This is a genomic window from Actimicrobium antarcticum, from assembly GCF_039536745.1.
Lineage (GTDB): Bacteria > Pseudomonadota > Gammaproteobacteria > Burkholderiales > Burkholderiaceae_D > Actimicrobium > Actimicrobium antarcticum.
Genome location: NZ_BAAAZE010000007.1, coordinates 243,006 through 265,084 on the forward strand (window position 1 = coordinate 243,006; position 22,079 = coordinate 265,084).

24 protein-coding genes and 1 tRNA gene are annotated in these 22,079 nt (G+C 57.3%); 1 reads left to right on the forward strand and 24 read right to left on the reverse strand.

Annotated features, from left to right (window positions below; genetic code table 11):
- Positions 1–44: 44 nt before the first annotated feature.
- The 17 genes from nuoK to rpsO form a co-directional block, all read right to left on the reverse strand.
- Positions 45–353 carry an NADH-quinone oxidoreductase subunit NuoK gene (gene nuoK, locus ABD720_RS07390; protein ID WP_344762621.1) on the reverse strand — a complete coding sequence of 103 codons (309 nt, stop codon included), beginning with the start codon at positions 351–353 and terminating at the stop codon, positions 45–47.
- A 9-nt stretch (positions 354–362) separates the two neighbouring features.
- Positions 363–1,034 (reverse strand): NADH-quinone oxidoreductase subunit J, encoded by a 672-nt coding sequence (locus ABD720_RS07395; protein ID WP_344762622.1) that lies wholly within the window; start codon positions 1,032–1,034, stop codon positions 363–365.
- A gap of 60 nt (positions 1,035–1,094) precedes the next feature.
- Positions 1,095–1,583 carry an NADH-quinone oxidoreductase subunit NuoI gene (gene nuoI / locus ABD720_RS07400; RefSeq protein WP_009666932.1) on the reverse strand — a complete coding sequence of 163 codons (489 nt, stop codon included), beginning with the start codon at positions 1,581–1,583 and terminating at the stop codon, positions 1,095–1,097.
- A gap of 20 nt (positions 1,584–1,603) precedes the next feature.
- Entirely contained in the window at positions 1,604–2,692 is a 1,089-nt protein-coding gene (gene nuoH / locus ABD720_RS07405) for an NADH-quinone oxidoreductase subunit NuoH (RefSeq protein WP_344762623.1), read from the reverse strand.
- On the reverse strand, positions 2,692–5,028 hold the full coding sequence (gene nuoG, locus ABD720_RS07410; protein WP_344762624.1) for an NADH-quinone oxidoreductase subunit NuoG: 2,337 nt from the start codon (positions 5,026–5,028) through the stop codon (positions 2,692–2,694). The genes nuoH and nuoG overlap by 1 nt, the downstream gene beginning before the upstream one ends.
- A 102-nt stretch (positions 5,029–5,130) precedes the next feature.
- Positions 5,131–6,426: an NADH-quinone oxidoreductase subunit NuoF gene (gene nuoF / locus ABD720_RS07415; protein ID WP_344762625.1), complete on the reverse strand. Its 1,296-nt coding sequence runs from the start codon at positions 6,424–6,426 to the stop codon at positions 5,131–5,133.
- On the reverse strand, positions 6,419–6,901 hold the full coding sequence (gene nuoE / locus ABD720_RS07420) for an NADH-quinone oxidoreductase subunit NuoE (RefSeq protein ID WP_344762626.1): 483 nt from the start codon (positions 6,899–6,901) through the stop codon (positions 6,419–6,421). The genes nuoF and nuoE overlap by 8 nt, the downstream gene beginning before the upstream one ends.
- A 28-nt stretch (positions 6,902–6,929) precedes the next feature.
- Positions 6,930–8,183, reverse strand: a complete 1,254-nt coding sequence (locus tag ABD720_RS07425) for an NADH-quinone oxidoreductase subunit D (RefSeq protein ID WP_344762627.1) — start codon at positions 8,181–8,183, stop codon at positions 6,930–6,932.
- Entirely contained in the window at positions 8,183–8,779 is a 597-nt protein-coding gene (locus tag ABD720_RS07430; RefSeq protein WP_344762628.1) for an NADH-quinone oxidoreductase subunit C, read from the reverse strand. Before ABD720_RS07430 ends, ABD720_RS07425 begins: the two co-directional genes overlap by 1 nt.
- An 8-nt stretch (positions 8,780–8,787) precedes the next feature.
- A complete protein-coding gene (locus ABD720_RS07435; RefSeq protein ID WP_344762629.1) occupies positions 8,788–9,264 on the reverse strand; it encodes a NuoB/complex I 20 kDa subunit family protein in 477 nt (158 codons plus the stop codon).
- 3 nt (positions 9,265–9,267) lie between these two features.
- Positions 9,268–9,627 (reverse strand): NADH-quinone oxidoreductase subunit A, encoded by a 360-nt coding sequence (locus tag ABD720_RS07440; protein ID WP_344762630.1) that lies wholly within the window; start codon positions 9,625–9,627, stop codon positions 9,268–9,270.
- 103 nt (positions 9,628–9,730) lie between these two features.
- Positions 9,731–9,815 (reverse strand) — tRNA-Leu (locus tag ABD720_RS07445).
- An 85-nt stretch (positions 9,816–9,900) separates the two neighbouring features.
- Positions 9,901–10,317 (reverse strand): preprotein translocase subunit SecG, encoded by a 417-nt coding sequence (gene secG / locus ABD720_RS07450; RefSeq protein WP_344762631.1) that lies wholly within the window; start codon positions 10,315–10,317, stop codon positions 9,901–9,903.
- Between the two features lie 108 nt (positions 10,318–10,425).
- Entirely contained in the window at positions 10,426–11,184 is a 759-nt protein-coding gene (gene tpiA / locus ABD720_RS07455; protein ID WP_344762632.1) for a triose-phosphate isomerase, read from the reverse strand.
- 54 nt (positions 11,185–11,238) lie between these two features.
- Positions 11,239–12,216 carry an NAD(P)H-quinone oxidoreductase gene (locus ABD720_RS07460; RefSeq protein ID WP_344762633.1) on the reverse strand — a complete coding sequence of 326 codons (978 nt, stop codon included), beginning with the start codon at positions 12,214–12,216 and terminating at the stop codon, positions 11,239–11,241.
- 131 nt (positions 12,217–12,347) lie between these two features.
- On the reverse strand, positions 12,348–14,495 hold the full coding sequence (gene pnp / locus ABD720_RS07465; RefSeq protein ID WP_344762634.1) for a polyribonucleotide nucleotidyltransferase: 2,148 nt from the start codon (positions 14,493–14,495) through the stop codon (positions 12,348–12,350).
- Positions 14,496–14,688: 193 nt separating this feature from the next.
- The gene (gene rpsO, locus ABD720_RS07470) at positions 14,689–14,958 is read right to left on the reverse strand and encodes a 30S ribosomal protein S15 (RefSeq protein ID WP_009664417.1); all 270 of its coding nucleotides are present in this window, start codon (positions 14,956–14,958) and stop codon (positions 14,689–14,691) included.
- Between the two features lie 192 nt (positions 14,959–15,150).
- Between rpsO and ABD720_RS07475 the strand changes: the two genes are divergently transcribed.
- Positions 15,151–15,651 carry a hypothetical protein gene (locus tag ABD720_RS07475; protein ID WP_344762636.1) on the forward strand — a complete coding sequence of 167 codons (501 nt, stop codon included), beginning with the start codon at positions 15,151–15,153 and terminating at the stop codon, positions 15,649–15,651.
- Between the two features lie 18 nt (positions 15,652–15,669).
- Here ABD720_RS07475 and ABD720_RS07480 read toward each other — a convergent pair whose 3' ends face one another.
- The 7 genes from ABD720_RS07480 to ilvC all read right to left on the reverse strand — a co-directional run bounded on the left by ABD720_RS07480 (position 15,670) and on the right by ilvC (position 21,992).
- Complete coding sequence (locus ABD720_RS07480) at positions 15,670–17,214, reverse strand: 2-isopropylmalate synthase (protein ID WP_344762637.1); 1,545 nt, start codon at positions 17,212–17,214, stop codon at positions 15,670–15,672.
- A gap of 283 nt (positions 17,215–17,497) precedes the next feature.
- The gene (lysM, locus tag ABD720_RS07485) at positions 17,498–18,010 is read right to left on the reverse strand and encodes a peptidoglycan-binding protein LysM (RefSeq protein WP_344762638.1); all 513 of its coding nucleotides are present in this window, start codon (positions 18,008–18,010) and stop codon (positions 17,498–17,500) included.
- Positions 18,011–18,100: 90 nt separating this feature from the next.
- Positions 18,101–18,961 (reverse strand): CDP-diacylglycerol--serine O-phosphatidyltransferase, encoded by an 861-nt coding sequence (gene pssA, locus ABD720_RS07490; protein WP_344762639.1) that lies wholly within the window; start codon positions 18,959–18,961, stop codon positions 18,101–18,103.
- A 171-nt stretch (positions 18,962–19,132) separates the two neighbouring features.
- Positions 19,133–19,309 (reverse strand): hypothetical protein, encoded by a 177-nt coding sequence (locus tag ABD720_RS07495; protein ID WP_344762640.1) that lies wholly within the window; start codon positions 19,307–19,309, stop codon positions 19,133–19,135.
- 4 nt (positions 19,310–19,313) lie between these two features.
- Positions 19,314–20,057, reverse strand: a complete 744-nt coding sequence (locus ABD720_RS07500; protein ID WP_344762641.1) for an SIMPL domain-containing protein — start codon at positions 20,055–20,057, stop codon at positions 19,314–19,316.
- Positions 20,058–20,308: 251 nt separating this feature from the next.
- Entirely contained in the window at positions 20,309–20,803 is a 495-nt protein-coding gene (locus ABD720_RS07505) for a Dps family protein (RefSeq protein WP_344762642.1), read from the reverse strand.
- A gap of 172 nt (positions 20,804–20,975) precedes the next feature.
- Entirely contained in the window at positions 20,976–21,992 is a 1,017-nt protein-coding gene (ilvC, locus tag ABD720_RS07510) for a ketol-acid reductoisomerase (protein WP_344762643.1), read from the reverse strand.
- Positions 21,993–22,079 lie beyond the last annotated feature (87 nt).

Genomic DNA, 22,079 nt, shown 5'->3' on the forward strand with positions numbered 1-22,079 from the left:
CTGCATGTTCAAAAGCATGATGGTGTTGATGGTCATCACAGTGACTATCCTTTCAGGCTGTCGAGGTCTTCGACATTGATGGTGTCGAGGTTACGGAACAGCACCACCAGAATGGCCAGCCCGATCGCCGACTCGGCAGCCGCGACGGTAAGAATGAAGAACACGAAAATCTGCCCGGCTGCGTCGCCCAGGTAATGCGAGAACGCGATGAAATTGGTATTCACCGCCAGCAGCATCAGCTCGATCGCCATCAACAGCACGATGATGTTTTTGCGGTTGAGGAAGATGCCGACAATCGAGATCGCGAACAGGATCGCGCCGAGGATCAGGTAGTGTGCGAGGGTAACGGTCACGTGGGCCCCTTATTTTTGTTCTGCTGCGGGTGCAGCGGGGGTTGCCGGGTCGCCGGAGCCGGAGTCAGCACCAACCACTGCAGCGCGGGTCGATTCGGATTTCATTTTGACGATACGCACGCGGTCGCTGGCCTTGACCTTAACGGCAGCTGCAGGATCGAAATACTTGCTGTCCTTGCGTTTGCGCAGCGTCAGCGAAACCGCCGCGACGATAGCCAACAACAGAATTACTGCAGCAACTTCAAACGCATACACGTATTCGGTATAGATCAGCTTGCCGAGTTCCTTGGTGTTGCCGATCGTGTTGGCTGCCGCCGGGACTTGCGCGTCCGGTGCCCAGAATGCCTGCAACAGCACCGCCGACATTTCCAGCACGATGAGCACCCCGATGAAGGCGGCGAACGGCAGGTATCCCCAGAAGCCCTCGCGCATCTTGTCGATATTAATATCGAGCATCATCACGACGAACAGGAACAGCACCATCACCGCGCCGACATACACCAGCACCAGCACGATGGCGAGGAATTCGGCTTTCAGCAACAGCCAGATGCCTGCCGCCGAGAAAAAAGCCAGTACCAGAAACAGCGCGGAATGCACCGGATTGCGGTCAGTGATGACTTTCAGCGCGGCGAGCACGAGGATCGCCGAAAACGCGTAAAACAAGGCAGTTTTAAATTCCATGATGGACCAGAAGAGTCGGCATGCAAACTGCCAGATTGAGGTGAGGTGCTGACAGATTCATCAGCGGTACGGTGCGTCGGCAGCACGGGCTGCAGCGATGTCGTTTTCGTAGCGGTCGCCGACGGCGAGCAGCATTTCCTTGGTGTAGTACAAGTCGCCGCGCTTCTCGCCGTGGTACTCGAGAATGCTGGTTTCGACGATCGAATCGACCGGACAGGACTCTTCGCAAAAACCGCAGAAGATGCATTTGGTCAGGTCGATGTCATAGCGCGTGGTGCGACGTGAGCCGTCGTCGCGCTGTTCCGATTCGATCGTGATGGCCATCGCCGGGCACACTGCTTCGCACAGTTTGCAGGCGATGCAGCGTTCTTCGCCATTCGGGTAGCGTCGCAATGCATGCAAACCACGGAACCGCGGTGACTGCGGGGTTTTTTCTTCCGGGAACTGCACCGTGATCTTGCGCGCAAACATGTACCGGCCGGTCAGGGCCATGCCCTTGAACAGCTCGCGCAGCATCAGGCTGCTAAAAAAATCCTTGATGGCTTCCATTTTGTACCAGCCTCTTTTCTTTACTTCCAAATGTTCCATGAGGTCTGCATCCACGCAGCCACGATCACCAGATACCCGAGCGTCAGCGGAATGAAAACCTTCCAGCCGAGACGCATGATCTGGTCATACCGGTAACGCGGGAATGACGCACGCACCCAGATGAAAATCGATACCACCAGGAAGGTCTTGATGCCCAGCCAGATCCAGCCCGGCAGATAGGACAGCAAGCCCAACACGGGAATCTGTTCGCCGATCGGTGAATTCCAGCCGCCCAGGAACATCAGCGAGGCGAGTGCCGAAATCAGGATCATGTTGGCGTACTCGGCCAGGAAGAACATCGCAAACGACATGCCCGAGTATTCCACCATGTGACCGGCAACGATTTCCGACTCGCCTTCGACCACGTCGAACGGATGACGGTTGGTTTCGGCGATGCCCGAAATAATGTAGACACCGAACATCGGCAATAGTGGCAACCAGTTCCAGGACAGGAAGTTCAAACCGATGTCGGCCATCCGTCCGTGCGTCTGGCTCATCACGATGTCGGTGAAGTTCAGGCTGCCTGTCACCATCAGCACAATGACCAGCACGAAGCCCATCGAAATTTCGTACGACACCATCTGTGCTGACGCGCGCATCGCACCGAGGAAAGCGTATTTCGAATTCGATGCCCATCCGGCGATGATCACGCCATACACTTCCAGCGACATGATCGCCATCGCAAACAGCAAACCGGCGTTCAGGTTGGCGAGCGCCTGTTCGGGACCGAACGGGATGATGACCCAGGCGGCCAACGCCGGCATGATGGTCATGATCGGTGCGATCACGAACAATGCCTTGTTGGCTTTGGCCGGGATGATGATTTCTTTTAGCAGCAACTTCAGGGCATCGGCGATCGGTTGCAGCAGACCGGCAGGACCGACCCGGTTCGGGCCGATACGCACGTGCATCCAGCCGATCATCTTGCGCTCCCACAGCGTCAGGTAGGCCACGCAACCCATGATCGGCAACACCAGCAGGATGATCTTGATCAGGTTCCAGACCAGCGGCCAGAAGTAACCGAACCAGCTATTGCCGGTGGCATGGATATTCAGCAGAAACTGATCCATTACGCTTTCTCCAGACTGATCGGGCCGAACATGGCACCCAGCATTGCGGTCGACTTGTGTCCCGCAGAAATACGAACCGCGTTGTCAGGCAAACCGGCCTCGACCAACGCCACCAGCAGCGCGCTACCCGAACCCTGGGTCACGCGCACTGTGTCGCCGTCGATAATGGCGAGGCGCTGTGCCAGTGCCGTCGGGATGCGGGCTTTTGGTGCCTGGGCATCATTGGTCTCCTGTAATGCCGGAGCGCGGCGGACAATCGCATCGGTGAAGTAGATGGGCACGTCAGCGACACGTTCGAGGCCGGTGCTCGCCAGCGCAGCAGCAGCCTTCGGTGCAATGGTGGTCGTGTTGTTCATACGCGCGGTCAGGTCAAGGTCGATGATCGACGCAGCACCGAGCACCTCGTTGCGTATCGCTTCGGACGTCTCGTAGTCAAACCCGGTCAGGCCAAGCAGGTTACCCAGTACGCGCAAGACTTTCCAGCCCGGACGGGTATCGCCCAGTGGCTTGACGGTGCCGTTAAAACTTTGCGCACGACCTTCGCAGCTGACGAAGGTGCCGGACGTTTCGGTGAACGGGGCAATCGGCAACAGCACATCGGCGTAATCGAGGCCGTGCTTGAAGGCCGAAAATGCGACCACCATCTCGGCTTGATCGAGCGCAGCGCGGGCGACCTGCGGATTGGCGGTATCGAGTTCGGGTTCGGTGTTGAACAGCAGGTAGGCTTTGCGCGGTGCTGAGAACGCGGTCACTGCATTGGCGCCCTGCCCTGGCAACGCGTTGGCCAGATAACCGCCCACCGTATTCGCGGCTTCGGTCAGATATCCGAGCGTGGTACCCGTCGTTTGCGCCAGCCATTGGGCTGCTGCATGCAATTGCGCGGCCTGTGGATGCTGGGCCGCAGCGTTACCGAGCATGACAGCGCCGGGCTCACCGGACAACAAGCTGGCAGCAATTTGCTTGGCTTCCGGAGAGGCATCGGCGGTCTCGACACCATCGGGAACCGCAACCGACTTTGCCGAAGCAACGGCATTGATGACCTGACCGAGCATGGCCAGCCAGTCAGACGGTGCAGCGATGATCTTGTTCGCCACCGGCATCAGCAAGTCATCATCGGTAGCGTGCAAGACACTGATCTTCGCGCCATTCTTGACAGCCTGACGCAGACGCGCAGCCAGCAGCGGATGGTCCTTGCGCAGGAACGAACCAATTACGAAGACACGCTGCAACTGACCGAAGTCGTTGATCGACATGCCCAGCCACGGCGTGACCACACCGTCGAGTGCGAAGTCGGATTGACGCAGGCGGAAATCGATATTCTCGGACCCCAGGCCGCGCACCACTTTTTGCAGCAGCGACAGTTCTTCCAGCGTGGAATTCGGTGTGGCGAGTGCGGCAATTGCATCGGCACCGTGCTCGTTTTTAATGTTGCGCAAACCGTGCGCGACATATTCGAGCGCACTTTGCCAGCTGGTTTCCTGCCACTTGCCACCCTGCTTGACCATCGGGACGGTCAGACGCTCGTCGCTGTTGAGGCCTTCGTACGCAAAGCGATCTTTGTCCGACAACCAGCATTCGTTGATCGCATCGTTTTCCATCGGCAGCACGCGCATCACGCGGGCCCCCTTGACCTGCACGACCAGGTTGGTACCGAGGCCGTCATGCGCACTCACCGATTTGCGGCGCGACAGTTCCCAGGTACGGGCGCTGTAGCGGAATGGCTTGGAGGTCAGTGCGCCTACCGGGCACAGGTCGATCATGTTGCCCGACAGTTCGGAATCCACTGCACTACCGACGAACGAGGTGATCTCGGCGTGTTCGCCGCGACCCAGCATGCCGAATTCCATCACGCCGCCAATTTCCTGGCCGAAGCGCACGCAGCGGGTGCAATGGATACAACGGCTCATCTCTTTCATCGAGATCAGCGGGCCGGCGTCTTTCGGCACCACGACGCGCTTTTCTTCTTCGTAGCGCGACGACGATTTACCATATCCGACCGCGAGATCCTGCAACTGGCATTCGCCACCCTGATCGCAGATCGGGCAATCCAGCGGATGATTGATCAGCAGGAATTCCATCACGCCCTTTTGGGCCTGCACGGCTTTCTCGCTCTTCGAACGCACGATCATCCCGGCCGACACCGGCGTGGCGCAGGCTGGCAGCGGTTTCGGTGCTTTCTCCACTTCCACCAGACACATGCGGCAATTGGCCGCAATCGACAATTTCTTGTGGTAGCAGAAGTGCGGAATGTAGGTACCCAGCTTGTTGGCAGCGTCCATTACCATGCTGCCTGCAGGCACTTCAACTTTCTTGCCGTCTATTTCGATTTCGACCATGGCTATCTTTGTTGCCCAAGTGTTGGCGGACTGCCTGAGGCATGCCGCACGATGCAAAAGTGATCGAGGTAACTGGTCTGGTTCGCGTGTCGATCCGAACGATCAGATGTAAGCGGGAACCAGGCAGTGCTTGTGCTCGATGTGGTATTCGAATTCTTCACGGAAGTTCTTGATCATGGCGCGCACCGGCATCGCCGCAGCGTCGCCGAGCGCACAAATCGTACGGCCCTGAATATTGTCCGCAACCGAATTGAGCAAATCGAGATCTTCTGGCCGGCCTTGTCCGTGCTCGATACGATGCACCATGCGGTACAGCCAGCCTGTGCCTTCGCGGCACGGCGTACACTGTCCGCACGATTCTTCGTAATAAAAGTACGACAGGCGCAGCAGCGACTTGACCATGCAGCGCGTCTCGTCCATCACGATCACCGCACCGGAACCCAGCATCGAACCGGCTTTCGCGATCGAGTCGTAATCCATGTCGGTGGCCATCATCACGTCGCCTGTCAATACCGGCATCGACGACCCGCCAGGAATCACGGCCTTGATCTTCTTGCCGTCACGCATGCCGCCAGCGAGTTCCAGCAAAGTCGCAAACGGCGTGCCCATCGGCACTTCGTAATTGCCCGGTTTGGCGACATCACCCGACACCGAAAAAATCTTGGTGCCGCCGTTATTCGGTTTGCCCAGGCCGGCATACGCTTCGCCTCCCATGGCGAAAACGAACGGTACGGCGGCAAAGGTTTCGGTATTGTTGATCGTGGTCGGTTTGCCGTACAGGCCGAAACTGGCAGGGAAAGGCGGCTTGAAACGTGGCTGCCCTTTCTTGCCTTCGAGTGATTCGAGCAAGGCGGTTTCTTCGCCGCAGATGTAGGCGCCATAACCATGGAATGCATGCAACTGGAACGTGAAATCACTGCCTGCAATACGGTCACCGAGCATGCCGGCTGCACGGGCTTCTTCGATGGCTTCTTCGAAGCGTTCGTAGTCGGCCCAGATCTCGCCGTGGATGTAGTTGTAGCCAACCGTGATACCCATTGCGTACGCACCGATGGCCATGCCTTCGATCAATGCATGGGGGTTGTAACGCATGATGTCGCGGTCCTTGAATGTGCCCGGCTCGCCTTCGTCCGAGTTACACACAAGATATTTTTGTCCCGGGAACTGGCGCGGCATGAAGCTCCACTTCAGGCCGGTCGGAAAACCGGCGCCGCCGCGACCGCGCAGCGAGGATGCCTTCAGTTCGGCGATGACTTGTTCCGGCGTGATCTTGTCGCTCAGAATGCGGCGCAGCTGGGCGTAACCGCCGCGCGCGACGTAGTCGGCCAGATGCCAGTTCTTGCCATCGAGTCCGGCCAGGATCAGCGGTTTGATATGTCGGGTATGCAGGCTAGTCATTTTTCAATTCCTCCACGAGCGCATCGATTTTTTCGTTCGACATCCAGCTGCACATGCGTTTGTTATTCACCAGCATGACTGGCGCATCGCCGCAGGCACCCATGCATTCGCCTTCCTGCAACGTGAACTGGCCGTCTGCACTGGTTTCACGGTAGTCGATACCGAGCTTGTGTTTCAGATATTGCGCAGCCTTCTCGCCGCCCGACAAGGCACACGGCAAGTTGGTACAGACCGTGATCTTGAATTTACCCATCGGCGCGGTGTTGTACATCGCATAGAAGGTGGCGACTTCCTGGACGGCGATGGCGGCCATCCCGAGGTAATCGGCAATTTCCTTCATCACGTCGGGTGACAGCCAGCCCGATTCGTCCTGAGCGATTGCCAGGGCTCCCATGACCGCCGACTGCTTTTGCTCGGCGGGGAATTTTGCGACCTCGCGGTCGATTTTTTTATACGCTTGTTCTGATAACAGCATTGCTTGTGCCTCAAATGGCGATCGCTAATCAGCGATCAATTTCACCAAATACGATGTCTTGCGTGCCGATGATGGTGACCGCGTCGGCAATCATGTGGCCCTTGGCCATTTCATTCAGACCTTGCAGATGCGCAAAGCCGGGAGCGCGAATCTTCAGGCGATACGGCTTGTTGGCGCCATCCGATACCAGATATACGCCGAACTCGCCTTTCGGATGTTCGATCGCAGCATACGCCTCGCCCGGCGGCACATGGAAACCTTCGGTAAATAACTTGAAGTGATGGATCAGTTCTTCCATGTTCGACTTCATGTCGACGCGAGACGGCGGCGCCACCTTGTGGTTGCTCGTCATCACCGGACCGGGATTGTTCCGCAACCATTCGACGCACTGCTTGATGATGCGATTGGATTGGCGCATTTCTTCAACACGCACCAGATAGCGGTCATAGCAGTCGCCATTGACGCCGACCGGAATGTCGAAGTCGAGCAAGTCATACACTTCGTACGGTTGCTTCTTGCGCAGATCCCATTCGATGCCGGACCCACGCAGCATCGGACCGGTAAAGCCCATGGCCTTGGCACGTTCCGGCGACACGACGCCGACGCCGACCAGGCGCTGTTTCCAGATCCGGTTATCGGTCAGCAGTGTTTCGTATTCGTCGACATAGCGCGGGAAACGGTTGGTGAAATCTTCGATGAAATCGAGCAGCGAGCCCTGACGGTTTTCATTGAGTTGGCGAATCGCCTTGTCGTTGCGCAGGATCGAGGCGCTGTACTGTGGCATCGCATCCGGCAGGTCGCGATAGACGCCACCCGGCCGGTAATACGCCGCATGCAAACGCGCACCCGAGACGGCTTCGTAGCAATCCATCAGGTCTTCGCGTTCGCGGAATGCGTACAGGAACACGCCCATCGCACCGACGTCGAGCGCATGGGCGCCCAGCCACAGCAAATGATTCAGCAAGCGCGTGATTTCATCGAACATCACGCGGATGTACTGGGCCCGCAGCGGCACTTCGAGGCCGAGCAATTTTTCGATTGCCATCACGTAGCCATGCTCGTTGCACATCATCGACACGTAATCGAGACGGTCCATGTACGGCACGGATTGCAGATAGGTTTTTTGCTCGGCGAGCTTTTCGGTGCCACGGTGCAGCAAGCCAATATGCGGATCGGCACGCTGGATGACTTCGCCATCGAGCTCCAGCACCAGGCGCAATACGCCATGTGCGGCCGGATGCTGCGGCCCGAAATTCAGGGTGTAGTTCTTAATCTCAGCCATTATTTGGTCCCGTATTGTTCTTCGCGAATCACGCGTGGCACGACCTCGCGCGGCTCGATCGTGACCGGCTGGTAGATCACCCGTTTCTGCTCGGGGTCATAGCGCATCTCGACATAACCGGAGACCGGGAAATCCTTGCGGAACGGATGGCCGATAAAACCGTAGTCGGTCAAAATGCGACGCAAGTCGTTATGGCCTTCAAACAGGATGCCGAAAAAGTCGAATGCTTCGCGCTCATACCAGTTGGCCGACGACCAGATATCGTTGAGCGACGCCACCACAGGCACTTCGTCATCGCTGGCGAACACGCGCACCCGTACGCGCCAGTTATGGGTCAGCGACAGCAGATGCGAAACAACCGCAAAACGCTGACCTTCCCAAGCACCATCGCCGTAGGTCGAGTAGTCCACGCCAGCAAGATCGATCAGTTGTTCAAAACGGCAGTCGGGATGGTCACGCAAGACGCGCATCGCGGACAGATAACTGCTGTCCTTGACGACGATCGTGATCTCACCGAGCGCATTGGTCAGGCTCGTGATCTGCACGCCCAGCGCTGCATGCAAAGCTGCTTCGAGGTTGTCGAGTTTGGTTGTCATGGGTAGGCTTAGCGAGCGATCGTGTTGGTGCGCTTGATCTTGTTTTGCAGCTGCATGATTCCGTACAGCAGCGCCTCGGCGGTGGGCGGGCAGCCAGGCACGTAAATGTCGACTGGCACGATGCGATCGCAACCGCGCACCACGGAATACGAGTAATGGTAGTAACCGCCGCCATTAGCGCAAGAACCCATCGAAATGACCCAGCGTGGTTCGGCCATCTGGTCATAGACCTTGCGCAGCGCAGGTGCCATCTTGTTGCACAGCGTGCCAGCAACGATCATCACGTCAGATTGACGCGGCGAGGGGCGAAACACCACGCCGAAGCGATCCATGTCGTAACGCGAGGCACCAGCATGCATCATTTCGACGGCGCAGCAGGCCAGACCGAATGTCATTGGCCACATCGATCCGGTGCGCGTCCAGTTGATCAGCTTGTCAGCTGTGGTAGTGATAAAACCTTCGTTCAGTACGCCTTCGATGGACATGATTTATTCCCAGTCAAGGGCACCTTTCTTCCAGATGTACCAGAACCCGACGGCGAATTCGGCGATGAACACCAGCATCGTGATGAAGCCAGGCCAGCCGAGGTCACGCATGGCGACGCCCCACGGGAAGAAAAATGCCGTTTCAAGATCAAACAGAATGAAGAGGATGGCAACCAGATAATAGCGAACGTCAAACTTCATCCGTGCGTCTTCGAATGCTTCGAAACCACATTCGTACGGTGAATTTTTTTGAGAGTCTGGTTTGAATGGCGCGAGCACGCGACCAAGTAATTGCGGAACGACACCGACTCCGATGCCGACCAGAATGAAGAGCAGAACGGGGAAGTAAGTTTCGAGGTTCACGATTGTCGCAATCAGGTTGACATGAAACTGATCCGAGGAAAAAACCAGCATTCCTCGATAAAAAGCCAGCGAGGCATTTTACCTCGCTGGCCTTTTTCTTGTTTGGTGCCGACGGCGAGACTCGAACTCGCACAGCTTTCGCCACTACCCCCTCAAGATAGCGTGTCTACCAATTTCACCACGTCGGCGTGAGGCCCGTATTCTAACTTGTTTTACCCTTTTTGTTCAATGCACAAATGCATCGAACCAGAGTGAAACACGGGATTTTTTTACTTATTTGGGAATCTGTCCCGATTGACCTGCAGCGGCACCGGTCGCTGGTGCTGTCGGCGCTGCCGGCGTTGCTGGCGCTGCCGCATTCGCTGGTGCAGTTGCCGGGACCGTGGTTGCCGGAACCGCTGCTGCTGGCGCGCTTGTCATCGTGTCAGTGACGCTGCCGGTCGATACGGAACGGCTGGTACCAAAAAATGCCAAAGCAAGCGTTGCACAGAAAAAGATTGCGGCGGCAACACCCGTCGACTTGGACAAAAAATTCGATGAGCCGGTCGCACCAAACAGACTGCCGGACGCGCCTGAACCGAACGCCGCACCCATGTCGGCACCTTTGCCATGCTGCATCAGCACAAGGCCAATGATGGTCAGCGCGCTGATGACCTGGATGACGACGATGATGGTTAATACTGTATTCATTGCAAGGTATCCAATTCTGTTTTGAAGCGTCTGTTTTGAGGCGGTAATCGTTCTGCGTTGTACTGCTTTGCACTGTTTTTATGATTGCCGAACACCGGCAGAAATAATTTATTGCGCGCTGGCTGCGTTGATGATTGCCAGGAAGTCTGCTGATTTCAATGCTGCGCCGCCAATCAGGCCACCATCGATATCCGGCATCGCCATCAGTTCGCGCGCATTGTCCGGCTTCATGCTGCCGCCGTACAGAATCGCCGTTGTCGCCGCTGCGTCGGCATCGCGTGCTGCAAGCAATCCACGCAGGCTGGCGTGCACATCCTGCGCCATTTGCGGGGTGGCTGTTTTTCCGGTGCCGATGGCCCAGACCGGCTCGTACGCAACCACAATGCGCTTGAGCTGCGCCGGCTCCAGCAGAACGAGCACAGCACCAAGTTGCTCGCCAACGATCTGCTCGGTTTGCCCTGCTTCGCGTTGCGCCAGCGTCTCGCCGACACAGACGATAGGCACCAATCCCGAGTGCAACGCCTGCAGCGTTTTTTGCGCTACCAATGCATTGCTTTCTGCGTGATAGGCACGTCGCTCCGAGTGCCCGACGATGACGTACTTGCAGCCAAAATCTGCCAGCATGGCACCGGCCACTTCGCCGGTGTAGGCGCCAGATTCATGGGCTGAAAGGTCTTGCGCACCCCACGCCACGACAGAGCCGGCAAGTTGCTGCTGGCATTGCGACAGATACGGAGCAGGAGCGCAAACCGCAACATCGCATGCTGCCGATGTGCCGAGCGCTGCGACGAGTTCATTGAGCAAGGTGCTGTTGGCAGCCAGATTGCCGTTCATTTTCCAATTACCGGCGACGAGCTTGCGACGCATAGGAGAGTCCTGATTTTAATAACCCGCCATTCTATCCTCAGGGGCCTGCGCGGGTCAAACCTGCAGCATGATCTTGCCGACATGCGCGCTCGATTCCATCAATGCGTGCGCAGCAGCTGCCTGATCCAGCGGGAAGGTTTGATAGATCACCGGTTTGATTTTTTTCTGCGCGAATAACGGCCATACCGTGGTCAGCAAACGCACGGCAACTTCCGCTTTAAATGCCACCGACCGCGGACGCAGTGTCGAACCCGAAATCGTCAACCGGCGGCGCAATACCTGACCGAGATCCACCTGCGCCTTGGCGCCGCCTAGCAGGGCAATCAGCGCGATCCGGCCATCATCTGCCAGGCAGTCGATTTCACGTGGCAGGTAATCGCCGCCGACCATATCGAGGATCACATCGACACCTTTGCCGGCAGTCGCTGACTTGACGATCTCGACAAAATCCTGCGTACGGTAATTGATGCCGATCTCCGCACCCAGTGCTTCACAGGCGCGACATTTTTCCTCCGACCCCGCGGTCGCAAAGACCCGATGGCCAAGCGCCACCGCGAGCTGGATGGCGCTCACGCCAATGCCGGAGGAACCACCCTGCACCAGCAAGGTTTCCTGACCGGACAAATGGACGCGATCGAACACATTGCTCCAGACCGTGAAAAAATTTTCAGGCAGCGAAGCGGCTTCCAGCAGGCTGAGACCGAGCGGCACAGGCAGGCATTGCCCCACCGGCGCGACACAATATTCGGCATAACCACCACCCTGCACCAGCGCACAGACCTGGTCACCCACCAGAAACGGCCGGCCGTCGAGATCACCACCGACGATTTCTCCGGCAACTTCCAGTCCGGGCAAATCCGATGCGCCCGGCGGCACCGGATAATTCCCGGTGCGCTGGAATACATCGGGGCGATTGACGCCGGCCGCCGACACCTTGATCAAGACTTCACCGGCTTTGGGAACCGGCATAGGACGTTCGCACAGGACCAGTACTTCCGGCCCGCCAAACTGGGTGATTTCGATTGCGCGCATGAGATAGCCCTCTCAGGAAAAACTGCATTGTACGAGGAGTTCGACGGCAGATCGCCCGACACGGCCACGGACGTAAAAAAACCGCCGGTGGCTTGCGCCACGGACGGTTTCGGGAGACCGGAAGTCGGGTCTTATTGTGCTGCTGGCGCTGCTGGTGCTGCTGGTGCTGCTGCCGACTCGTCGCTGACGGCGGCTTTCATCGACAATTTCAAACGGCCGCGGTCATCGGTCTCAAGGACCTTGACGCGCACTTGCTGGCCTTCTTTCAGGTAGTCAGCGACCGCATTGACGCGTTCGTTGGCGATCTGGCTGATGTGCAGCAAGCCATCCTTGCCTGGCATGACCTGGACGATGGCGCCGAAGTCGAGCAGTTTCAGGACGGTGCCTTCGTAGATCTTGCCGACTTCAACCGATGCGGTCAGTTCTTCGATGCGGCGTTTGGCTTCCTGGCCGGCGCTGGCGTCGACCGATGCGATGGTCACAACACCTTCGTCGCTGATGTCGATTTGCGTACCGGTTTCTTCGGTCAGCGCACGGATGACAGCGCCGCCCTTGCCGATCACGTCACGGATTTTTTCCGGATTGATCTTGATGGTGATCAGGCGTGGTGCGAAGTCGGACAATTCGGTACGACCGACCGGCACGGCCTCCTGCATCTTGTCGAGAATATGCATGCGGCCTTCTTTGGCCTGGGCCAATGCGACCTGCATGATTTCCTTGGTGATGCCCTGGATCTTGATATCCATCTGCAAGGCGGTAATGCCTTTGGCGGTACCGGCTACCTTGAAGTCCATGTCGCCCAGGTGATCTTCATCACCCAGGATGTCGGTCAGAACAGCGAACTTGCCGCCATCCTTGATCAGGCCCATGGCGATACCGGCAACGTGCGCCTGCATCGGCACACCGGCATCCATTAGCGCCAGACAACCACCGCAGACTGATGCCATCGACGACGAACCGTTCGACTCGGTGATCTCGGACACCAGACGGACCGAGTAGCTGAACTCTTCAGCTGGTGGCAGGGCTGCCAGCAATGCGCGCTTGGCCAGACGACCATGACCGATTTCGCGACGCTTCGGTGTACCGACGCGGCCGGTTTCGCCAGTGGCGAACGGAGGCATGTTGTAATGAAGCATGAAGCGGTCGCTGTACTCGCCCATCAGCGCGTCGATCTTTTGCTCGTCACGGGCGGTGCCCAGGGTAGCGATGACCAGTGCCTGCGTCTCGCCACGGGTGAACAGTGCCGAACCATGGGTCCGTGGCAGCACGCCGGTGCGGATCGAGATTGGTCGTACGGTACGCGTGTCGCGACCATCGATGCGTGGCTCGCCATCGAGGATTTGCGAACGCACGATCTTGGCTTCGAGATCGAACAGGATGTTGTTCACGTCGGAACTGTCCGGTGCAACACCGTTGACCGAGGCCGCTTCGGCTTTCAGTGCATCGAGCACTTCGGTCGTGGCGGTCTTGAGCTTGGCGGTACGGGCTTGCTTGTCTTTGGTCTGATAAGCATCGCGCAGCTTGGCTTCGGCAAAATGCGCCACGCGCGAAATCAGCGCCTCATTCTTGGCAGCAGGTGCCCATTCGATTTCCGGCTTGCCACCGTCGCGCACCAGATCGTGGATCGCGTTGATGACGGCTTTCATCTGGTCATGACCAAACACCACGGCGCCGAGCATGACTTCTTCGGACAATTGCTGGGCTTCCGACTCGACCATCAGGACGGCGGCTTCGGTACCGGCAACGACCAGGTCCAGTGCCGACGTCTTCAGCTGCGACGTGGTTGGATTCAATACGTACTGACCATTGATGTAACCGACGCGGGCGGCGCCAACCGGGCCGCTGAACGGCACACCGGAGACCGACAACGCAGCCGAAGCACCGATCATTGCAGCAATATCAGGATCGATTTCAGGATTGACCGACAGCACGTGAATGATGATCTGTACTTCATTCAGATAGCCTTCAGGGAACAGCGGACGCATCGGCCGATCGATCAGGCGCGAGGTCAGTGTTTCTTTTTCGGAAGGACGGCCTTCACGCTTGAAGAAGCCACCGGGAATGCGGCCAGCGGCATAGGTTTTTTCGACATAGTCGACGGTCAGCGGAAAGAAGTCCTGGCCTGGCTTGGCGTCCTTGCGGGCCACCACGGTGGCGAGCACGACGGTATCTTCGATCGATACGAGCACGGCGCCCGAGGCCTGGCGAGCGATCTCGCCGGTTTCCAGCGTGACTTGATGCTGGCCATACTGGAACGTCTTGGTTACTTTATTGAACACGGTGATTCCTTTCTATTTTGCCGACAGATTTTCAGGAGCTGTCGTTCACCTCACCACCAACGATCGTCACGAGGGAGCGACCGTCTTCCTGCAAATTTCTACATGTCCATCAAAAACAAAATGCCCGCATCGGCAGGGCCGATGCGGGCATTTCAGCAATAAGAACCGTGGGAATTAATGCAAGGTCCCAGGATTACTTACGCAGACCGAGTTTTTCGATCAGTGAACGATAGCGCGTCGCGTCTTTACCTTTGAGGTAGGACAGCAGGCTTTTGCGACGATTGACCATCATGATCAAACCACGGCGTGAGTGGTGGTCCTTGGCGTGGGCCTTGAAGTGACCATTCAATTCATTGATACGGGCTGTCAGCAGTGCAACTTGCACTTCCGGGGAACCGGTATCGTTAAGACCGCGCGCATTGTCCGCAATGATTGCGGCTTTGCTGGATTTTTCCATCGACATGAGTGTTACCTTTCACAGGCGGTGAACGGAGTTGTCACCCCAGACACCGTGAACTACGGGTTTATGCAACTATGGTGAAACTGAATTTTTACTGCGCCGACCACAAATTGGCCGGTGGCGAAGTGTACAGCAAAGCCGCAGGCAGTTCAAACCGTCTAGCCGATTTAAGCCACCCCACAGAAAACACAGCCCATGCTCTCTTTTCGACCCGCCATTCTGGCCTTCACCTTACTGACCAGCGGCTGTGCCGCCCTGCTCGCGCCACCAGTCCATCCTGGCGACACCGAGGCCACCGTTATCAGCCAACTAGGCATACCGACCCATCGCTATCGTGATGGCAATGACCAATTGCTCGAATATGCCAAGGGCCCGTGGGGCCAGCGTACCTGGATGGCACGCATCACCCCCGACGGCCATCTGGCGTCGTACCGGCAGGTGTTGACGAGTGCCGTCTTCGCCACCATTATTCCCGGCAAGTCGACCAAAGACACTGTGTTACGCACAATCGGCGCACCGGGAGAGACCATGTCGCTACCGCGCATCCGGCAGGAAGTCTGGTCCTATGCGTACAAGGAAAGCGACGTCTGGGATTCGATGATGCACGTCCATTTTGACGAGCAGGGCATCGTCAGCCAGATGCTCAACGGACCCGACCTGCGCTTCGACCCGGACTCACGATTTCCGGGCCGCTAAGCGTACGCAGAGCAATGACTACAGCTGCGGGTTCAGTTTCTCTGTCTTCGAATGCAATTTATTCAACGCAGACAGGTAAGCCTTGGCAGAGGCAACCACGATATCGAGGTCAGCACCCACGCCATTGACGATCCTGCCGGCCTTCGAGAGCCGCATCGTGACTTCGCCCTGCGACTGCGTGCCCGTCGTAATGGCATTGACCGAAAACAGCAGCAGCTCGGCGCCACTGGCGGTCTTTGATTCGATCGCATTGACGATGGCATCGACCGGTCCGTTGCCTTCGCCGGCGCAGCGCGATTCCTTGCCGTCGATCGAGAAGACGACATTGGCACGCGGCTTCTCGCCGGTTTCGGATTGCTGCGACAGCGACACGAACTGGTAATACTCGTTGCCCTGCGACTGCGCTTCATCCGCCACCAATGCCATGATGTCTTCATCAAAAATCTCGGATTTGCGATCGGCCAGTTCCTTGAATCGCGCAAAGGCGGCGTTGACCTCGGCTTCCGATTCCAGCGAAATGCCCAGCTCTTCCAGACGCTGTTTGAATGCGTTGCGACCGGACAGCTTGCCCAGCACGATCTTGTTGGCGGCCCAGCCGACGTCTTCGGCACGCATGATTTCGTAGGTATCGCGCGCCTTGAGCACGCCATCCTGATGGATACCGGAAGCATGGGCGAACGCATTCGCGCCGACCACGGCCTTGTTCGGCTGCACGGCAAAGCCGGTGATCTGCGATACCAGCCGGGACGTGGCGACGATCTGGCTGATGTCGATACCGAGGTCGAAATTGAAGTAGTCGCGACGCGTCTTGATGGCCATCACGACTTCTTCCAGCGCAGTATTGCCGGCACGCTCGCCCAGACCATTGATCGTGCATTCGATCTGGCGCGCGCCACCGATCATCACGCCGGCCAGTGAATTGGCGACCGCCATGCCGAGGTCATTGTGGCAATGCACCGACCAGACCGCCTTGTCGGAATTCGGAATCCGCTCGCGCAAGGTGCGCAGCATCGTGCCGTACAGTTCAGGCACGCCATAGCCAACGGTGTCGGCAAAATTGATCGTGGTCGCGCCTTCGGCGATCACTGCCTCGATAACCCTGCACAGAAAATCGACATCCGAACGGCTGCCGTCTTCCGGGCTGAATTCAACGTCATCGGTAAAATTGCGGGCGAAGCGCACCGCCTGCTTTGCCTGCTCGAACACCTGGTCGGGCGTCATGCGCAGCTTTTTTTCCATGTGCAGCGGCGAGGTGGCGATGAAGGTGTGGATGCGCTTGCGCTCGGCTGGCGCGAGCGCCTCGGCGGCGCGGGCAATGTCGCGGTCGTTGGCGCGCGACAGCGAGCACACGGTGGCATCCTTGATGATGCCGGCGATGGCCTGGATCGATTCGAAATCCCCTTGCGACGCTGCTGCAAAACCCGCCTCGATGACATCGACCTTGAGTCGTTCCAGTTGTCGGGCGATACGGATTTTTTCATCCTTGGTCATCGATGCGCCGGGTGACTGCTCGCCGTCGCGCAACGTGGTGTCGAAAATGATGAGCTTGTTTGATGCGGACATGCGGAACTCCCTGGAACGTCGATCGGAATGGATAGTGTCGGTGCAGAACGGCGCAGCCGTCGAAGGCTACTTCAGCTGCAGCAGCTTGATCATGAGAAAAGATGATGGTACGCCCGATGCGCCGGCGTACTGGAGAGGAAGCTGGCGCCATGCCAGCTAGTCGGATGTCCGTACTGCGGCGCCGGGCTCATCGTTCTGCAGAAAAACTATAAGTCGGATCGAATGAAAGTGCAACTCATTGATCCGACTCGCGGGGAGGTGTCGACGGTGGGAAAGGCGTTGTTCAGGTTGGAATGCGCAAGGTCTGGCCGGGGTAAATTTTATCCGGATCCGATAGCATCGGCTGGTTGGCATCAAAAATCCGCTGGTACTTGCCGGCATCGCCATAAAAGCTGGCCGCAATCTTGGACAGGGTGTCACCACTTTTGACGGTGTACATGCGTGACTCCGACTCCGTTCCGGCCGGCACCACAAGCAGGTCAGTTACGTGCGCGACACCCTGCACGTTGCCGCAGCAAAGCAGGACTTTTTCACGCGTGGCCTGATCCGGTACCGAACCCGATACCGTCACCGTGGTGCTGGACGCATCATAGGTCACTGTCAATTGATCGGTCGGCAGGTTCTGGACTTTCATGTAGTCGAGGATCGCTTGTTCCAGCACCCTCTCCTTGCCGTGCAACTCCTCGCTCGACGTATCGACTGGTGCGTCGAGCGGTGCGTCTGCGTCGTCTTGCTTGACTGAGGCGGCATTGAGTAATTTTTCGCCGGCATCCTTGATGAATGAGATCAGGCTCATGGCTAACTCCACATTGGTTGGTGAATGAAGTTACCCAGACTAACGCGCCCAACACCGGCTTTTCTGATGCAGCACAAAGCCGGTGTCGTTTTACTTTTCGTCGGACGTGGTCTCTACGATGCTCACCGGCTTGCCTTTGATCAGCCGCCAGAAATACACGACATATCCGGACAAGCCGTAAGTCACGAACAGGCCGAACAGCCATTTTGGCGGATCGGTCGACACCGCAACGAAACCCAGCACGATCAGCAAGGCGACGATGAACGGCACCGACTTGCGGAAATTCACATCCTTGAAACTGTAAAACGGCACATTGCTGACCATCGTCAAACCACCATACAACGTGATCGCCCACGCAAACCACGTCAGGTCTTCACCCGCAAAACCCAGGTCATCCATCAACCAGATAAAACCGGCCACCATCGCGGCTGCCGCCGGACTGGGCAAGCCTTGAAAATAGCGTTTGTCGACCACCGCAATGTTGGTATTGAAACGGGCCAGTCGCAACGCGCCACCGGCACAATAGACGAACGCAGCGAGCCAGCCGAGCTTGCCCATGCCGCGCAACGACCACTCGTAGACCACCAGCGCAGGTGCCGCACCGAACGACACCATGTCCGACAAGCTATCGTATTGCGCGCCGAATTCACTTTGGGTATTCGTCATGCGGGCCACCCGGCCGTCAATGCTATCCAGAATCATCGCCGCGAAAATCGCAATCGACGCGTGCTCGAAATTCTGGTTCATGCCCATGACGATGGCGTAAAAACCGCAGAACAAGGCTGCTGTCGTGAACGCGTTCGGCAACAGATAAATACCGCGTCGGCGCAATGACTGGTTCCGGTGCGCAAAATCGCCTGATTGCTGAGACGGTCCCGGTCGCTTGAAGCGCAGCATGGCCGCCAGCGCGGACCCGCCACGCTTTGGTTTACGTCGATTAAAAGATGCCATGCAAAATCCGATACAAAATGCTGCCGCCAGAAGAAAGTGGCCAGGCCTGTCAGTCGCCCGATACCACGGGGCGATTTGCCAAGCCCGGCTTCGCGACGCTATTCTAGTCGAGCAACGTCGTAAAGTGCGCCTCGCTGCGATATCTCCGTACCGACAAACGCACAACGTCGCTTAGCGCGCTTCTTCAAGCGCCTTCATGCGCTGATCATTCTGTTGTTGCAGCAAGCCCTCGACTGCCTTTGCCTTGTCCAGCACGGCACGCTGACGCGCAATCGGGTCCGGCGGAGGCACCGCTGGCTGGCAGGCACACAGGCAGGCGGCGCACAAGATGGGCAGGAGCTGTTTCATCGACTTATTTGAAGCGCACTTTTCCGACCACCTGCAGCCGCAAGGTCGTCTCACCTGGCTCGAAACTCGGTTCTTCGACGACTGACTCGGTCGCGATACCGCGCATGGCTTTCATGGCCATCGGACTATCCTGTTGAATGCGGCTGCTGGCACCTTCAAAGTCGATACTCTCGATGACGGCATCGGCCGGATTGCGCCCCAGCGCCTTCGCAGCAGCCGCAATACGCTGATTCAAATTGTTGATGGCCACCGCGATGCGTTCATCATCGAGCTTGCGCGCAGCAACTTCACTGAGCGAAAACGCCAGACCATTCAGGGCAAGCACGCGCTGGGCAGCGGCGACGGTTTTCGGCAAGCCGGCTAAATTGGTCGTAACAATATCGAGCGACTGGCCGACACGCCAGCCCACCGGTTGACGTGGCTTGGCAGACGGCTTTTGCGGTTCATCGGAATACACCGGGTAGGTGTAGTACCCACGCGTGGTCAAGGTGGCCCGGGGATCTTCGCGCTTGATGATCTCGGTACCTTGCTTCATCTTCTGGTTGACGCGGGACGCCGCGACCGACTTGTCCTTGTCCTGTTCCTCGATCATCAACGTCGCCGTTGCCTGGTCATTGGCGCGTTTGACGTCGCCCTCGGCAGGCATGACAAGCAGTGTTCCCGCTGCCGGTGTGGCAACCTGCGCCTGCGCTGCCATTGCGGCACTCGACAGCACGATGCAAAAAATTCCGTTGATCAGTCGCGACATCGTCGATCCTCCCAAAAAGTGTAAGCTGCAGTATGCGCCGGCCGACCCGAGCAAACCACCCGGTGCCAAACATTTTTACAATACAACCTTGCGATAAAAGCCAAAAACAGGGCTAGACGTAACTTCACGCGGCATGACATCGACTCACCGATCAGCTGCGTGCAATTCAATTGCTGCCAATATATTTCTCGTAAAAAAAGCCATGCAATTGCATGGCTTTTCGACGTGCGCTGAACGTTGCCGCGTACGATTTATTCTTCCAGCAAACTACGCAACATCCACGCATTTTTTTCGTGAATCTGCATGCGCTGGGTGAGCAAATCGCAGGTCGGCTGATCGTTAGCTTTTTCTGCAATCGGAAACACCGCACGGGCAGTGCGGGCGACCGCTTCCTGGCCTTCGACGAGTTCGCGAATCATCTCTTTGGCGTTCGGCAATCCTGTGCTCGCCTTGATGGCCGTCAGTGCAGCAAACTGTTCGTACGTACCAGGAGCTGGCGCGCCTAACGAGCGTATGCGCTCGGCCACCAGGTCCACGGCGAGCCACTGCTCGTTATACATACCCATGAACATCAGATGCAGTGTCTGAAACATCGGACCGGTAACATTCCAGTGGAAATTATGGGTTTTCAAATAGAGGGTGTAGGTATCTGCAAGCAGGTGCGAGAGTCCGTCGACAATCTTGCTACGATCCTTCTCGCTGATACCAAAATCCATGATGGGTGCAGTTACTTTTTTTGTGCTCATGAGTGGCCTTTATTTATAGTTGTTGGAAATTTCAGCGCAGGTGGATCGCTACGCCGCGATACGGCATAGTACCGCGGGCGGTCAAACGGTGTTTGACGCTGCCTAGGCTGTACCCGCAACAGGCAAAAAAAAACCGCGCCGAAGCACGGTTTTTCAAAACCAGAAAACCAAATCAGTTCTTCGATTGATCGACCAGTTTGTTCTTCGCAATCCAAGGCATCATCGCACGCAGCTTGGCGCCAACTTCTTCGATCTGATGCTCGGACGTCAAACGACGACGTGAAATCAGGGTCGGTGCGCCAGCCTTGTTTTCAAGAATGAAGCTCTTTGCGTATTCGCCGGTCTGGATGTCTTTGAGACACTGGCGCATGGCGTTCTTGGTGTCTTCGGTGACGATGCGCGGGCCGGTGACATATTCGCCATATTCGGCGTTGTTCGAGATCGAGTAGTTCATGTTGGCGATACCGCCTTCATAGATCAGGTCAACGATCAATTTCAATTCATGCAGGCACTCGAAGTACGCCATTTCCGGCGCATAACCGGCTTCGGTCAATGTTTCGAAACCCGCCTTGATCAATTCGACCGCACCACCGCACAGGACGGCTTGTTCGCCGAACAGGTCGGTTTCGGTCTCTTCACGGAAGTTGGTTTCAATGATGCCGGCACGACCACCACCATTGGCCATCGCGTACGACAGGGCGATGTCACGGGCGACGCCCGATTTGTCCTGGTAGACGGCGATCAGGTGCGGCACACCGCCACCTTGCGAGTAGGTCGAGCGCACGGTGTGGCCTGGTGCTTTCGGAGCGATCATGATGACGTCGAGGTCGGCACGTGGCACGACTTGACCGTAGTGCACATTGAAGCCATGAGCAAACGCCAGGACGGCGCCCTGCTTGGCGTGCGGTGCGACGTTTTCGTTGTAGACCTGCGCGATGTTTTCATCTGGCAGCAAGATCATGATGACGTCGGCAGCCTTGACGGCATCGTTGACTTCGGCGACGTTCAGGCCGGCGTTCTTGACCTTGTTCCAGGAAGCGCCATCCTTGCGCAGACCAACGGTGACGTTGCAGCCTGAATCGTTCAGGTTTTGCGCGTGGGCGTGGCCCTGGGAACCGTAACCGATGATGGCGACATTTTTGCCTTTGATCAGGGACAGGTCGCAATCTTTATCGTAAAAAACTTTCATGGGAATTCCTTGAATTAATTTGTTTGTTATTTGGTTAATTAGTCGTGGACTACAGGACATCTCGCTGCATCAAGCCCGGTTTTTGTA